The sequence below is a fragment of the Pseudomonas sp. 478 genome, from assembly GCF_003254125.1.
Taxonomy (GTDB): Bacteria; Pseudomonadota; Gammaproteobacteria; order Pseudomonadales; family Pseudomonadaceae; genus Aquipseudomonas.
The window spans coordinates 408,899-422,589 of sequence record NZ_QKZG01000004.1; the positions used below are offsets into that span (position 1 = coordinate 408,899).

Below are 13,691 nucleotides of genomic sequence, written 5' to 3' on the forward strand. Positions count from 1 at the left end.
CTGCCACTGCTACTGCGCCGACTGCTGCGTCCGTTGCTGGACCCGTATCGGCGCTATCGCCACGCCAGGGTGATCCACGCGGTGCGCGTGTCGCTGGGGTTGCTGGCAACGATCCTGCTGACCACCGGCATCCATCTGCCCCACGGTGAGTGGGCGTCGGTGACGATGCTGGTGGTGATCGGCGGCTTGCAGCATCACGGCAACATCGGCAAAAAAGCCGCCGAACGCGCCATCGGCACCTTGATCGGTGCTGGCGTCGGCTTGCTGCTGGTGGCGCAACAGGCCTGGCTCGGGATGCCGTGGCTGACCTATTTCGCGATGGCCGTGGTCTGTGGGTTCTTCTCGTACCACGCCATCGGCAAGGGCGGTTACACCGCGTTGCTCTCGGCGATAACCGTGTTTATCGTCGCGGGGCATGGCGACAATCCGATAACCGACGGGTTGTGGCGTGGGGTGGACATCCTGATCGGCATCGCCCTGGCCCTGGCATTTTCTTTCGCCTTGCCGCTCTACGCGGTTTATTCCTGGCGCTACAACCTGGCCGATGCCTTGCGCGACTGCGCGACGATCTACGGACGCATCATCAATGGCCAATCGGTCACCGATGACGAACACCATAAACTCGTGGGGCGCCTGAACACGGTGATGGTGCAACTGCGCTCGTTGATGCCGTCGGTGTCCAAGGAAGTGCGGATTTCCATGACTGAACTCGATGCCATTCAGCGCCACTTGCGGATGTGTGTCAGCACCCTGGAAATTCTCGGCAACACCCGACCTGACGCCAGTGACCCCGATGCCATGGCCCATCTGCAATCGTCCTTGAAAGCCGAGCATCGACTGATTCGGGTGCAACTGATCGGTATGGCCCGGGCGCTGAAATCCGGGGCGTCCCAGCGGCTCAACCGGCCCGTCGAATTGCCGTCGGATTCAAGCCTGACCGCGCCGGTTTACAATCCGCTGGACGGCTACCGGTTATTGGTCCGGCAATTAGCCGCCAACATCGGCGAGATGCGCCAGCGCCTGGCCAAGACGGCACCGCGCTGGAACATCTGACGTTTCTTTACGGTTTACTGCGTCGTCACTGTCCGACGTAACTTCAGGTTCCAGCCCTGTTGCATGCCGGCAGCGGCCAACAGAATCGCGGCAACACCGATCCATTGCAGCGGTTCCAGGCGATGGCCGAAGGCAAACCAGTCCACGAAAATCGCCGCAATCGGGTAGATGAAAGACAGCGCACCGGTCAGTGCCGTCGGCAGTTTTTGGATCGCGCCGTAGAGCAGCACATACATCACGCCGGTGTGGACAATGCCCAGGGTTACCAGACTGGCCCAGGCACTCGGCGCTTGCGGCAGCGCCGAAAAGTGCGCAAATGGCGCGAGTAACAGCACACCGGTGGTGACCTGGACCAACGCGATCAGATGCGGCGGTGTGCCGGTCAGGCGCTTGATGATCAACGCAGCAATCGCGTAAAGAAATGCCGCCCCCAGCGCCAGAGCGATACCCATCAGGTAATCGTTACCACTCTCGCCCTGCCCGCCATGTGCGCTGACAATCGCCAGCATCCCGAGAAACGAAATGCCCAGCCAGAACAGTTTCTGCAGGGTGATTTTCTCGTTGAGGAACAACGCGGCCAACCCCACCAGCATGAACGGCTGAACGTTGTAAACCGCTGTGCCAATGGCAATCGAGGCGCGGGAGTAAGAAGCAAACAACAGCACCCAGTTGCCGACAATCGCCACGCCGCTGAGCACGGCCAGCAGGAACGTGGTGCGGGTCAGAATGCCGGGGCGCAGGAAGCCGAATGCCGCGCAGATCAGCAACAACGTGCCGGCACCGAACACGCAACGCCAGAACACGACGTCCAACACCGGTTGCCCGGACACCAGCACGAACCAGCCGATGGTCCCGGAAATCAGCATGGCGGCGGTCATTTCGAATGACCCGTGACGTATTGATTTGTCCATCATCAGACTCCTGTGTTTGAGCCCAAAGTATGCCAATCCGCCGTGGGGCTTCTCCAGCGCAAAAAGCAGGCTAAACTCGGAATCTGCCTTTTTTATCAAGGCGGTTTTAATTAATTGCCTAATAGGGGTTTCGCCATGACCGACGATATCGACCAAGTGCTGATCACGGCATTGATGGAAGACTCACGCCGCTCGCTCAAGGCTCTGGCGCAAATCAGCGGCCTGTCTTCGCCCAGCGTCGCCGAGCGTTTGCGTCGTCTCGAAGAGCGTGGAGTGCTCAAGGGTTACACCGTCGAGATCGACCCCAAATGCTTTGGCTATCAACTCCAGGCCATCGTCCGTATTCGTCCGCTGCCGGGCCAGTTGCAGGAAGTGGAACGGCAGATCCAGGCCATTCCCGAATTTACCGAGTGCGACAAAGTCACCGGCGACGACTGTTTCATCGCACGCCTGCATGTGCGTTCGATGGAACAACTGGACACCCTGCTCGACCGCCTCAACACCCACGCCGAAACCAACACTGCAATCGTCAAGAAAACCCCGGTCAAGCGCCGCTTGCCACCGATGGCGTGACCCTTTACTCAAATCCCAGGCAAGAAAAAACCCGCCGAAGCGGGTTTTTTCCTCAAGGCTGACGATTAGTCATCGCGGCTCATGATGCCGAAGATCTGCAACAAGCTGATGAACAGGTTGTAGATCGATACATACAGGCTGATGGTCGCCATGATGTAGTTACGCTCGCCGCCGTGAATGATGGCGCTGGTCTGGAACAGAATGCAGACCGAGGAGAACAGCACGAAACCTGCGCTGATCGCCAGTTGCAGACCGCTGATCTGAAAGAACAGGCCCGCCAGCGTCGCACCCAGCAGCACGAAGAAGCCTGCAGTGATGAAACCACCCAGGAAACTCATGTCCTTGCGGGTAATCAGCACGTAGGCCGACAGACCGCCGAACACCAGCGCGGTCATCGCGAAGGCCGAACTGACCACCTCGGCGCCGCCCTGCATACCCAGGTAACGGTTGAGGATCGGGCCGAGCAGGAAACCCATGAAACCGGTCAGGGCAAATGCCGACACCAGGCCCCAGGCCGAATCACGGAGTTTGTTGGTAAGGAAGAAAAGGCCGTAGAAACCGATCAGCACCACGAAAACGTTCGGGTAGCCGACACGCATCTGCTGAGCGACAAACGCCATCACGCCGCTGAATGCGAGGGTGAGAGCGAGTAAGCCGTAAGTGTTGCGCAGGACGCGGCTAACCTCTAGCTGCTCAGCCTGCACGCTGTTATTAACTGCGTAATCCTGTTCGCGCATGGCGACACTCCTGTTGGTTTGAAACGTTCAGTCGCAAAGATCATAACAGACGCTCTGTAACAAGCTATGCAGAGAGTTTGACAGTGTGTTTCATTCAGGTATTATGGCGCCCGCAACGCAAACGGAGGTGTGGCCGAGTGGTTTAAGGCAACGGTCTTGAAAACCGTCGACTGTAACAGGTCCATGAGTTCGAATCCCATCGCCTCCGCCATCTTTATACGACAAAGCCCTGATTATTCAGGGCTTTGTCGTTTCTGGGGTTTGGAAAAACCTGCCAGCCCACACTTCAGCCCATTTCTTATCAGTATCGAACTTTCATCGACTATCCTCCGCCAGCTTTAACTGGCGCACTAAGCGACCGGTTATTTCAGCCTGGGGCACGAACACCCAGCTCCAGTGAGACTACGACCACACAGCGACAAATTTATGCGCAACCGTACGGGACTCGTCTTAAATCCGTATAATCCGCTCACTACATGTTTAAGTCTGATTTCGACATACTGATCGCTCGACAGGGCCAGATCCAGACACTTGGACCGGAATACCCATGACGATTAGAGAGCGGCGTATCCGACCTCATCGAGCAAGCGCAGCGTGTGCCAGCAAGGCGCGTTACAAGGTGTAGGAAATACCGACTTGCACGGTTCGTGGCGCACCCGGAAAGGCGTATACGTTGCCGAACGCACCTTCTTCGTAATCGCGATCAAGCAGGTTTTTCACGTCGAGATTGAGCCGTACCTTGTCATTGATCTTGTAGAAGCTGAGCAAGTCAACGACGGTGTAGCTGCCCATCGAAAACGCGGTGTTGGCGGTTTGCCCAGCGCGCTCGTCGACGTACTTGAGTCCGGTGCCCACGCCGAGCCCCTTGAGGGTACCGTCCTGGAACTCATACATATTGAGCAGGCTGAAGCTGTTTTTCGGGATGTTCAGCAGGCGCGTGCCGGAGCGCAGCACATTGTCTTTGGTCACCGCGGCATCAACATAGGCGTAGCCGCCGATCACGCGCCATTCGGGGGTGAGGTTACCTGCGACGTTGACGTCGAAACCGCGGCTTCGCACTTCACCGGCAGCAACGCTGAAGGTCGAATCAACGGGATCGGTGGTCAAAACGTTACGCTTCTCGATCTGATAGATCGCCGCATCGACACTCAACTGCTCATCCAGTGCTTCCCACTTGATGCCCATTTCGTAAGACTTGCCCTTCTCCGGCGCAAACCCACCGCCGAGACGGCTTGCGCCGGTGTTGGGCTTGAACGATCGCGCGGTGTCGGCGTAGACCGCTAAAGTCTCGGTCAAATCGTAGGTCACGCCAATGCGCGGGGTCACCGCGTTGTCACTGGCCTGCCAACTCTTGCCGCCCGGCACGTAGGTTTCGTAGTCATGTTCGAAACGTTCGAAACGCGCCCCTGCCAGCACTTTCAGTTTGTCGGTCAGGGCCACCTGATCCTGCACGAACGCGGCATACGTCTTGAGGTTTTCCTTGTCATGAGTCGGCGTGCGAGTCAGCGCCGGACGCGGCTGGCCGTACACCGGATCGAAGATGTCGATCGGGTACGCGCCGACAGCACCGCTGGAGCGTTGAATGATCGACTTGTAGTCGTAATCTTCGTACTCGATACCGGTGAGCAAAGTGTGCTGCAAACCAGCGGTATCGAAATGGCCGGTCAAATTGAGTTGGGTGTCCTTGTCGGTCCACTCCAGCTTGCGATAGTTGAAGTTGCGCGCCAAGGTGCGGCCGTCATCGGCAATACCGTTGGCCTCGACCGCGTTGCCCTTGAGCGAACCATCAAGCCACTGGACGCCGCCCCCCAACGTCCAGTCGTCATTGAGCATGTGCTCGAAACGCAGTTGCGCCATGTTGTTGTCGTTGTGCAATTTGCCAACGTCTTTTTCGCCGAAAAAGCTGTCGCGGGAGGCGGTGCCAATCTGTCTGGCGTAACGCGTAACGCCTCGATCCAGAGGCGCGTTGTTGCGCATGAAATCGCCTTCGAAAATGAGCTTGGTCGCATCGGTTGCCTGCCACGTCAGCACAGGAGTGATACCGTAGCGTTCGGTTTCGACGTGATCGCGGAAGGTGTCGCCGCCCTCGCCCACTACGTTCAGTCGATAAGCCAGACGGCCTTCTTCGTCAAGCGGGCCGGAAGCGTCCAGCGTGCCGCGCTTCATGCCCTGATCGTTCAATTGACTGCCCAAGGTGACGGTGCGCTCGGGTAGCGGCTGTTTGGAAACCACGTTGAACGTCCCGCCAGGATCACCCCGACCGTAGAGCATGGTTGCCGGGCCGCGCAGCACTTCGAGTCGCTCGATAGAGTTGGCATCCGGCATGTTCGGGTAGCCGCGGTTGATCGGAAAACCGTTGCGGTAAAACTCGCCAGTAGTGAAGCCACGAATTGTAAACGTGGTCAGGCCCTGCCCACCGAAATTGTTCGCCCGCCCCACGCCCCCGGCATAGTCCAGCGCTTCCTGCAAACGGGTCGCTCCGAGATCCTCGACCGCATCCTTCGAGACCACACTGATCGATTGCGGGGTTTCATGGATCGACGTGTCGGTACGCGTGGCGCTGGCCGAGCGCGTTGCCCGATAACCCTGAACCGGCCCGTCCGCCCTTTCGTAATTCGTGGTACCGATAACATCGGTTGCGTCCAGCTCAAGCGTTGAGGGGGCTACATCCGTTTGTTCAGCCCATGAGGAAGACGACAACGCTTGCATTACACAAATGGAAAACAGGGTTCGACGCATGGAGAGGAAAACCTTTACGAATAGGCCAAAGCACAGGGTAAAAACGCCAATAAAGACCCGTGCATGCTATACAAAACCATTCGCAATTAAAACTTATTCCCATTAACACACATGAACAACTCATCACGTCATTCGGAGAATGGGCGAAACGAGCGGTGCGCCATCCAGTGAATTTTCGCTGCGATGCTTACGTGATGCTCTCTCACGCGCCCTCTCTACCCAGCCAAAGAGTGGCCTCCTTCCAGGCTCCAACCGTCACAAGCTCTTCTAAAGTTTCCAACAGAATTTTTTCCCAACTCAACGCCAGGCGACTGTTTCTGCGCTCCCTGAGCGTAGTGAGCGAAACGGTAGACCGGATGCCGGGTCTCTCAATGGCATGCCCCACCAGAATGCCATTGGCGATATCCTCCTGGACTGCGGCGTGGGCAAGAATCGAATAGCCCATGCCTTCGGCAACCATGCGTTTGGTCAAATTGACGCTGTCCACGTCGAATACGACATTCAACTGGAATCCGTTTTGCGCCGCTACCTGTTCGATCAGGCGTCGGTTGCTATGGGGTAAACCAGGAAGGATCAGCGGAAAATCCGCCAGGCCCATGATACGCACCGATTTTGGCGACTCCCCTGGTGGTCCGACCAATACCATCCGCTCGCTGAAAATCGGTCGCACATCGAAAGCCTCAAGCAACGGCTGGTTGTACACCACCGCCACCTGGATCCGGCCATCCAGCAACCACTCCTGCAGGGAAGTACTCAAGCCTTCCAGTACATGCAATGACGCCTTCGGCCAGCGTTCGTGAAAACGCCGAATCAACTGCGGCCCAACGATGGTACCGATTGCAGGCGGCAACCCAACCGCCAGATGCCCGCGCTCTTCAAACGCACTGTTGCGCACATGGTCGGCGGTTTCTTCCATATAGCGCAGCATCACGTCCGCACGTTCGAGCAGGCGCGCGCCGGCAGCGGTGAGTTCCACTCCCCTTCCATGCCGAATAAACAGTGCCACCTGCAACTGCTCTTCTAACTTGGCGATCTGCCGACTCAGGGCTGGCTGGGCGATGAAAAGCTCTTTCGCCGCGCGACTGAAGCCGCCGCACTGAGCCACTTTTACAAAGGAGCGGAGTTCTCGAATGTCCATCGTACTCACCATGCCGTCAGAGCATAGCTTTGTATCAAAATAAGGTTTTTGTGCCTAGCGTTGGTTTTTTCTATGCTCAACGCAGATAGCTGAACGCCCAGCTTGCCCGCCAAGGGACGTATTACCACAAGAATAATGATGCCCACTATTGGGTCAGGAAATGCCATGAATCAGTTGAAGAAGCTCCACGTGCAGGTGCTGATCGCACTTGTTGCTGCCGTCATCCTCGGTTTCGCCGCGCCACAATGGGCGGTGGCCATGAAGCCCCTTGGACAAGCGTTCATTGCCCTGCTGAAAATGATGCTGGCACCGATCGTCTTCGTGACCCTTGTCCATGGCCTCACCCACGTTCAAGACATGCGCAAACTCGGCCGGCTCGGGGTCAAATCGCTGATCTACTTTGAAGTGGTCAGCACGGTCGCGATGTTGATTGGTTTCATCCTGGTCAACGTGGTGGAGCCCGGCGTGGGCCTGCATGCCACCAGCCTTAACGAATCCAGCGAAGCGATCAAGGCCACCTCCGCCGCCGGCAGTGTGTCCATGATCAACTACCTGCTGGGGCTGATCCCGCACACGCTGGTCGATGCGTTCGCCAAGGGCGACATCATCCAGGTACTGATCATTTCGGTACTGGCCGGCATCGCCATCAACCGCGTGTGCGGCCCGGATTCGGTCGCCGTGAAAGCCATTGGCGAAGCCCAGAGCATCCTGTTCAAAATGCTCAGCTTCATCATGAAACTGGCGCCGTTGGGCGCGTTCGGCGCCATGGCCGCGGCCATCGGCAGCTACGGTGGCGACACCCTCCTCTACCTCCTGAAGCTGATCGCGGTGTACTACGCGGCGTCCCTGATCTTCGTGTTTGGCATTCTGGGGTCGATCAGTTGGTCCATCGGCTTGCCGTTCGGCAGCGTACTGCGCTTGATTCGCGATGAAATCCTGCTGGTATTCGGCACAGCGTCCGGTGAGGTGGTGTTTCCACGCCTGATCGAAAAACTGCAGCGCAGCGGTTGCGATGAAGTGGTGGTCGGTTTTGTCCTTCCCGCCGGCTATAGCTTCAACCTCGACGGCACCGCGATCTACATGGCGATTGCTATCGGCTTCATCGCCCAGGCCACCGACACGCCGTTCTCCTTGGTACAGCAACTGGGCCTGCTGGCCATCCTGAGTATCACCTCCAAGGGCGGCACTACGGTTGCGGGCGGCGCCTTCATAAAACTGGCTGCGACGTTGCAATCGGTCCAAACCCTGCCCCTGAGTGGCTTGGGCTTGCTGTTCGGCATTGACCGCATCATGGCCACCGCCACTGCCCTGACCAATATCGTCGGCAACACCGTCGCGGTGTTTGCCATCGCACGCTGGGAAGGCGCCTTCAAGCCGGAAGATTTCGAGCGCGAAACCGGCCGCAAACCGAGCCGCAGCCTGCTGCGCCCACCGGTGGAAAACCAGTCGGACGAGAGCCCCATCGAGCCTGCGCAAAAATCCCACGTTCATTCACCGCGTCCCTGACAGGAAAGCTCCATGAATCGTCTGCCCCCTATTGACCCGAACAACCTCAGCGATGCGCAGCGCGCGGTTTACGAGCGCATCGCCAATGGCCCGCGCAAAGGTGTACGAGGCCCACTAGCCATCTGGCTGCATCGGCCGGAACTGGCCGAGTGCGCCCAGGCACTGGGCCGCTACTGTCGCTATGACACTTGCCTGGAACCGCGCCTGTCGGAGCTGGCCATCCTGATGATGGGTCGCCACTGGCTCGCCGAGTACGAATGGGCCGCTCACAAGCCGTTCGCGCTGGAAGCGGGTCTGGCAGCGCACATCATCGACGCGATTCGCGATGACTTGGCGCCTGCATTCGAAAACGCCGATGAAGCGCTGGTGTATCGCTTCATTCGCGAACTGCATGCCCAGCGTGCAATCAGCGACGGCCTTTACGCCGAGTTCGTCGAGCTGCTGGGCACCGATGCGGCCGTCGACCTGGTTGGCATCGCCGGCTACTACAGCCTGATTTCCATGACCATCAAGGTGTTCGAAGTGCCTCCGCCTGCGCACGCCACTGCCGAACTGCCGACTACATTGAACTGAGGATATGTGCATGACCGATACTCTTCCAAAAAGCGACCGTCTCAAAGGCAAGGTCGCTATCGTCACCGGTGCTGGCTGTGTCGGCAGCGGCTGGGGCAATGGCCGCGCGGTCGCGGTGATATTCGCCATGGCCGGTGCCAAGGTCTTCGCGGTCGATCGTGATCTGGGGGCCATGGAGGAAACGCTGGAGTGCATCCGCGATGCGGGCGGTGAAGTCGCGCCTTATGCCTGCGACGTCACCAATACCCAAGCCGTCGCCGCCATGGTTGCAGCCTGCAAAGAGACCTATGGCACAGTCGATATTCTGGTGAACAACGTCGGCGGCTCGGCGGCGGGTGGCGCAGTTGCCTTGGCTGAAGAAAAGTTCGACGCCCAGATTGCCCTGAACCTCAGCAGCGTCTATCTGACCTGCAAGCACGTGCTGCCGCTCATGGAAGCTCAGGGCAGCGGTTCGATCATCAACACCGCCTCGACGTCAGGTATTCGTTGGACAGGCTCGGCCCAAGTGGCGTACGCCGCCAGCAAAGCCGGGGTGATCCAGCTGTCGCGTGTGACCGCCGTGGAATACGCGCCCAAGGGCATCCGCGTGAACACCGTGGTGCCCGGGCAGTTGCATACGCCGATGGTCGAAGTGCGCCTGGCCGGACAACGCACCGGCGGTGACGTGAGCAAATTGCTCGACACCCGTCTGGCACGCATTCCCCTCGGGTTCATGGGCGACGGCCGCGATACCGCTTACGCCGCGCTGTACCTGGCCAGCGATGAATCACGCTTTGTCACCGGCACCGAAATTATCGTCGATGGCGGCATGACCGCGCGTTGCGACTGAGCCAACCCGCAGGAGCCAGTATGTCGACTTCATCCAGCCCTACGGGTGTGTGGGATTGCCACACGCATATCTACGGCCCCTGGGCCCAATTCCCGCTGCCGGCCAATGCCGCCTACACGCCGGAGCCGGCGCCCTTCTGCAAGTTACTGGCGGTGCATCGGCGACTGGGCATCAGCCACGGCGTGTTGGTGCAGGCCGCGCCCTATGGCACCGACCACGCCGCCATCCTGCAGGCAATTGCCGGCAGTGGTGGGCGTTATCGGGGTGTCGGGATCATTGACGACACCACCACCGACGCCCAGTTACAAGCACTGCACGACGGTGGCCTGCGCGGTATCCGCTTCAACTTGATGGGCCACCTGCCAGGCGCCCGCGACCCACAGCAACTGCGCGTCTTGGCCGAACGCGTCGCGCCCTTCGGCTGGCATGTGCTGGTACATGGGCAATTGCCGGTGCTGCTGCCGTTTCTACAGGCCTGGCGCGATCTGAAGACGCCGCTGGTCATCGATCATATGGCCCGTCCCGACCTCACCGGGCTCGTTGATCCAACGCTGATACGCGAACTGCGTGTCGAGCTGAGCCATTCAAACCGCTGGATCAAACTGTCCGGCATCGACCGCGCCATGCAAGGCATGCCCGGCCCGTGGCCGCAGGCGCTGGATCAGGTGCGCACGCTGCTCGAATGCGCGCCGCAACGCGCTATCTGGGGCTCGGACTGGCCGCACCCGAATATCAAGGGGCCGGTCCCGGATGACGCGCAGTTGCTCGATTTCATTGCCCAAGTCTGCGACAGCCCCGCCTTGCAGCAGGCGGTCCTGATCGATAACCCAGCGCGTCTATATACCTGACGCCCGCCCATTTCGGAGATCAAACGATGGACGAGATCACATGGTCGCCCAGCCCGCGCGTGCCCGATCCCAGGGTACGCGAGCTGGACCCGCGCTTTGCCCACTACCGCCTGGCGCATGCCAAGGTCGAACGGCTCGGCGGCGGCTTGCGCTGGGCGGAAGGCCCGGCCTGGTTCGCCGACGCACGCTTTTTGCTGTTCACCGACTTGCCTAACGATCGCATCATGCGTTGGGACGAAGCCACCGGCAGCCTGGGGGTGTTTCGCCACCCTTCGAACCAGGCCAACGGCATGACGCGAGACCGTCAGGGCCGCTTGCTGGTGTGCGAACACGGTGGCCGACGTGTCACCCGTACCGAGTACGACGGCAGCATCACCGTGCTGGCCGACAGCTTCGCGGGAAAGCCGTTGAATTCGCCGAATGACATTGTGGTGAGATCGAACGACAGCGTCTGGTTCACCGACCCGCCTTTCGGCCTGATCAGTGACTATATGGGCCGTCAAGGCACGCCCGAACTGCCGGCCAACCTGTATCGCCTCGATGCGGATGGCACGCTGCACTGTGTGGCTGAAGACCTCGAGGGTCCCAACGGCCTCGCCTTCGCCCCGGATGAAAAAACCCTTTACCTGGTCGAGTCCAGGGCGCGCCCGCGACGGATCGTGGCCTACAGCGTCGACATCCAGGGCCGCCTCAGCCAACGGCGCGAGCTGATCGATGCCGGAAGCGGGCTGCCCGATGGTTTGCGCCTGGACATGGACGGCAACCTCTGGTGCGGCTGGGGTGCACCCGAGCCCGGGCTGGATGGTGTACGCATCTTTGCCCCCGATGGCAGCGCCATTGGGCATATCGACTTGCCGGAACGTTGCGCCAATTTGTGCTTTGGCGGGCCACGCGGCAATCGCCTGCTGATGGCTTCAACCACCTCGCTGTATTCGTTGTTCGTCAACACCCGCGGCGCTTGAAACGAGCGCCTAATAGAGAAGGTAGCACCATGAAAAAAACAAGATCTGCCCCGATGTTAGTGACCACCGGCCTGGTCAGCCTGCTCGGGTTTTCTCAGTTGGGCGAAGCGGCTGAACTGAAGGTCATTGCCAGTGGCGCACTGCGCGGCGCAATGGAACACCTTCAGCCGGCCTATGAAAAAACCAGCGGCAACACCCTGAGTTTCAGTTGGGGGCCTTCGATGGGCACCTCGCCTGAATCCATTCCAGAGCGCATCCGGCATAAGGAGCCGATGGACCTGGCGATCATGGCAGACGAAACCCTTGAGCTGCTCTCGGCCACCGGCGCCTTCGACATGACCACGCGCCGCGAGATCGCCGATTCACGCATCGGTGTCGGCGTGCCTCACGGCAAGCCCAAGCCGGAAGTCTCAAGTGTCGCCGCGTTGAAAGCAGCGCTGCTGAAGGCTGACAAGATCGCTTATTCCCAGGGCGCCAGCGGCGTGTACATCCGCACCGAGCTGTTCCAGCGCTTGGGTATTACCGACCAGGTGAAAAACAAAACCGTTGAAATCGCCGGTAAAGAACTGGTGGGCACGGCCCTGGCCAGGGGCGATGCGGATATCGGCATGCAACAGATCAGCGAATTGAAAGTCACCCCAGGTGTCGACTACCTGGGCCCGCTGCCAGAGGAGGTGCAGAAAGTCAGCCGCTTCTGCGCAACCGTTGCCCAGCAAACGCCCAATGCGGTGCCTGCCCGCGAATTCATTGCCTTCCTCAACAGCCCGGCCGCACGCCGCCTGCTTGAAGAGAGCGGCCTTGAGCCGGCGAAAAACCTGACTACCCAGGAATCCAAATAATGAAAACAGTCTCGCGTCTTCTGCTCGGTGCCACCTTTGGCCTGGCCTCTGCCATTGCGATGGCCGCCAGTGCTCCGTTCAAACAGGAACTGGTCAGTTACGACAATGTGCAAATCGAGGTCAACTCCCAAGGCACAGGGCCAGTGATCGTGATGCTGCCCTCGCTGGGGCGCTCGGGTCGCGATTACGACCAGGTCGCCGATTATCTTCAGGCCGACGGCTTCCGCGTGATCAGGCCGGAGCCGCGTGGCATCGGACAAAGCAAAGGGCCGATGGAAAACCTGACCGTGCACGACTTTGCCCGCGACGTCGCGGCAGTGGTGGAGCATGAAAACAAAGGCCCCATCGTGGTGGTCGGTCACGCCTGGGGCAACTTCGCGGCGCGCATGCTCGCCGCGGACCGCCCCGACCTGGTACGCGGCGTGGTCATGGCCGCAGCGTCTGCCGGCAAGGTACCGCCGGGCTCGACTGAAAAACCCATCAACGCAGAGATGCGCCAGGCCATCGATGGCGCGGGCGATCTGTCGCTTTCCGAAGAGCAACGCCTGATCTACCTGCGCAAAGCGTTCTTTGCACCTGGCAACGACCCCAGGGTCTGGTTGGACGGCTGGCACCAGGCAACCCACGATGTCGAAGGCCACGCACGCAACACCACGCCGGTGGACGACTACTTCGCCGCCGGCACTGCGCCGATTCTCGACCTGCAAGGCGAAGCGGACACGGTGGCCCCCCGACGTTTCTCAGGCGTGCTCAAAAGCATGCTCGGTGACCGGGTCCAGGTGGTGGTATTGAAAAATGCCGGCCATGCCATGGCCCCGGAACAACCCAAGGCGATGGCGGATGCAATCGCCACGTTCGCCAAGGCGCAGTACGCAAAAAAATAATGTAGCGGGTGATGAGGAATGCTCCGAGTCGAACGACTCGGAGCATTTTTTTGTTAGGGCGTAGCCAAATGGCGACGGGCGCCCTCCTCCAGGGAATGC

At 59.7% G+C, this 13,691-nt stretch carries 13 protein-coding genes and 1 tRNA gene; 10 read left to right on the plus strand and 4 right to left on the minus strand.

Features of this window, described 5'->3' with window-relative positions:
- Positions 1 to 33 precede the first annotated feature (33 nt).
- Entirely contained in the window at positions 34 to 1,053 is a 1,020-nt protein-coding gene (locus DFS28_RS11610) for an FUSC family protein (RefSeq protein ID WP_111449857.1), read from the plus strand.
- A 14-nt stretch (positions 1,054 to 1,067) separates the two neighbouring features.
- Here the strand turns inward: DFS28_RS11610 and DFS28_RS11615 are convergent, their stop codons facing one another.
- Entirely contained in the window at positions 1,068 to 1,964 is an 897-nt protein-coding gene (locus DFS28_RS11615) for a DMT family transporter (RefSeq protein ID WP_111449858.1), read from the minus strand.
- A gap of 135 nt (positions 1,965 to 2,099) precedes the next feature.
- On the opposite strand from DFS28_RS11615, the gene DFS28_RS11620 reads away from it, so the two are divergent.
- Positions 2,100 to 2,537, plus strand: coding sequence for an Lrp/AsnC family transcriptional regulator (locus DFS28_RS11620; protein WP_008155029.1), 438 nt, complete (start codon positions 2,100 to 2,102; stop codon positions 2,535 to 2,537).
- Between the two features lie 65 nt (positions 2,538 to 2,602).
- Here DFS28_RS11620 and DFS28_RS11625 read toward each other — a convergent pair whose 3' ends face one another.
- Positions 2,603 to 3,274 (minus strand): Bax inhibitor-1/YccA family protein, encoded by a 672-nt coding sequence (locus tag DFS28_RS11625; protein ID WP_111449859.1) that lies wholly within the window; start codon positions 3,272 to 3,274, stop codon positions 2,603 to 2,605.
- Between the two features lie 123 nt (positions 3,275 to 3,397).
- On the opposite strand from DFS28_RS11625, the gene DFS28_RS11630 reads away from it, so the two are divergent.
- Positions 3,398 to 3,485, plus strand: a tRNA-Ser gene (locus DFS28_RS11630).
- A gap of 401 nt (positions 3,486 to 3,886) precedes the next feature.
- Here the strand turns inward: DFS28_RS11630 and DFS28_RS11635 are convergent.
- Positions 3,887 to 6,013, minus strand: a complete 2,127-nt coding sequence (locus tag DFS28_RS11635) for a TonB-dependent siderophore receptor (protein ID WP_111449860.1) — start codon at positions 6,011 to 6,013, stop codon at positions 3,887 to 3,889.
- 202 nt (positions 6,014 to 6,215) lie between these two features.
- Positions 6,216 to 7,151: a LysR family transcriptional regulator gene (locus DFS28_RS11640; RefSeq protein ID WP_111449861.1), complete on the minus strand. Its 936-nt coding sequence runs from the start codon at positions 7,149 to 7,151 to the stop codon at positions 6,216 to 6,218.
- Positions 7,152 to 7,316: 165 nt separating this feature from the next.
- On the opposite strand from DFS28_RS11640, the gene DFS28_RS11645 reads away from it, so the two are divergent.
- Genes DFS28_RS11645 through DFS28_RS11675 form a run of 7 tightly spaced genes read left to right on the plus strand, consistent with a single transcriptional unit; the run spans position 7,317 to position 13,592 of the window.
- On the plus strand, positions 7,317 to 8,657 hold the full coding sequence (locus tag DFS28_RS11645) for a cation:dicarboxylate symporter family transporter (RefSeq protein ID WP_111449862.1): 1,341 nt from the start codon (positions 7,317 to 7,319) through the stop codon (positions 8,655 to 8,657).
- 12 nt (positions 8,658 to 8,669) lie between these two features.
- On the plus strand, positions 8,670 to 9,230 hold the full coding sequence (locus tag DFS28_RS11650; protein WP_111449863.1) for a carboxymuconolactone decarboxylase family protein: 561 nt from the start codon (positions 8,670 to 8,672) through the stop codon (positions 9,228 to 9,230).
- A 10-nt stretch (positions 9,231 to 9,240) separates the two neighbouring features.
- The gene (locus DFS28_RS11655; protein ID WP_111449918.1) at positions 9,241 to 10,059 is read left to right on the plus strand and encodes an SDR family NAD(P)-dependent oxidoreductase; all 819 of its coding nucleotides are present in this window, start codon (positions 9,241 to 9,243) and stop codon (positions 10,057 to 10,059) included.
- A 20-nt stretch (positions 10,060 to 10,079) separates the two neighbouring features.
- Complete coding sequence (locus DFS28_RS11660) at positions 10,080 to 10,907, plus strand: amidohydrolase (protein WP_111449864.1); 828 nt, start codon at positions 10,080 to 10,082, stop codon at positions 10,905 to 10,907.
- A gap of 26 nt (positions 10,908 to 10,933) precedes the next feature.
- Entirely contained in the window at positions 10,934 to 11,869 is a 936-nt protein-coding gene (locus DFS28_RS11665) for an SMP-30/gluconolactonase/LRE family protein (protein WP_111449865.1), read from the plus strand.
- Between the two features lie 53 nt (positions 11,870 to 11,922).
- A complete protein-coding gene (locus DFS28_RS11670; protein ID WP_111449866.1) occupies positions 11,923 to 12,708 on the plus strand; it encodes a substrate-binding domain-containing protein in 786 nt (261 codons plus the stop codon).
- A complete protein-coding gene (locus tag DFS28_RS11675; RefSeq protein ID WP_111449867.1) occupies positions 12,708 to 13,592 on the plus strand; it encodes an alpha/beta fold hydrolase in 885 nt (294 codons plus the stop codon). The genes DFS28_RS11670 and DFS28_RS11675 overlap by 1 nt, the downstream gene beginning before the upstream one ends.
- Positions 13,593 to 13,691: the final 99 nt, after the last annotated feature.

Excerpts from the sequence above, each read along its gene's own strand:
- DFS28_RS11615 (WP_111449858.1), bottom strand. The coding sequence starts at position 1,964 with ATGGACAAATCAATACGTCACGGGTCATTCGAAATGACCGCCGCCATG.
- DFS28_RS11620 (WP_008155029.1), top strand. The coding sequence starts at position 2,100 with ATGACCGACGATATCGACCAAGTGCTGATCACGGCATTGATGGAAGAC.
- DFS28_RS11625 (WP_111449859.1), bottom strand. The coding sequence starts at position 3,274 with ATGCGCGAACAGGATTACGCAGTTAATAACAGCGTGCAGGCTGAGCAG.
- DFS28_RS11635 (WP_111449860.1), bottom strand. The coding sequence starts at position 6,013 with ATGCGTCGAACCCTGTTTTCCATTTGTGTAATGCAAGCGTTGTCGTCT.
- DFS28_RS11640 (WP_111449861.1), bottom strand. The coding sequence starts at position 7,151 with ATGGACATTCGAGAACTCCGCTCCTTTGTAAAAGTGGCTCAGTGCGGC.
- DFS28_RS11645 (WP_111449862.1), top strand. The coding sequence starts at position 7,317 with ATGAATCAGTTGAAGAAGCTCCACGTGCAGGTGCTGATCGCACTTGTT.
- DFS28_RS11650 (WP_111449863.1), top strand. The coding sequence starts at position 8,670 with ATGAATCGTCTGCCCCCTATTGACCCGAACAACCTCAGCGATGCGCAG.
- DFS28_RS11655 (WP_111449918.1), top strand. The coding sequence starts at position 9,241 with ATGACCGATACTCTTCCAAAAAGCGACCGTCTCAAAGGCAAGGTCGCT.
- DFS28_RS11660 (WP_111449864.1), top strand. The coding sequence starts at position 10,080 with ATGTCGACTTCATCCAGCCCTACGGGTGTGTGGGATTGCCACACGCAT.
- DFS28_RS11665 (WP_111449865.1), top strand. The coding sequence starts at position 10,934 with ATGGACGAGATCACATGGTCGCCCAGCCCGCGCGTGCCCGATCCCAGG.
- DFS28_RS11670 (WP_111449866.1), top strand. The coding sequence starts at position 11,923 with ATGTTAGTGACCACCGGCCTGGTCAGCCTGCTCGGGTTTTCTCAGTTG.
- DFS28_RS11675 (WP_111449867.1), top strand. The coding sequence starts at position 12,708 with ATGAAAACAGTCTCGCGTCTTCTGCTCGGTGCCACCTTTGGCCTGGCC.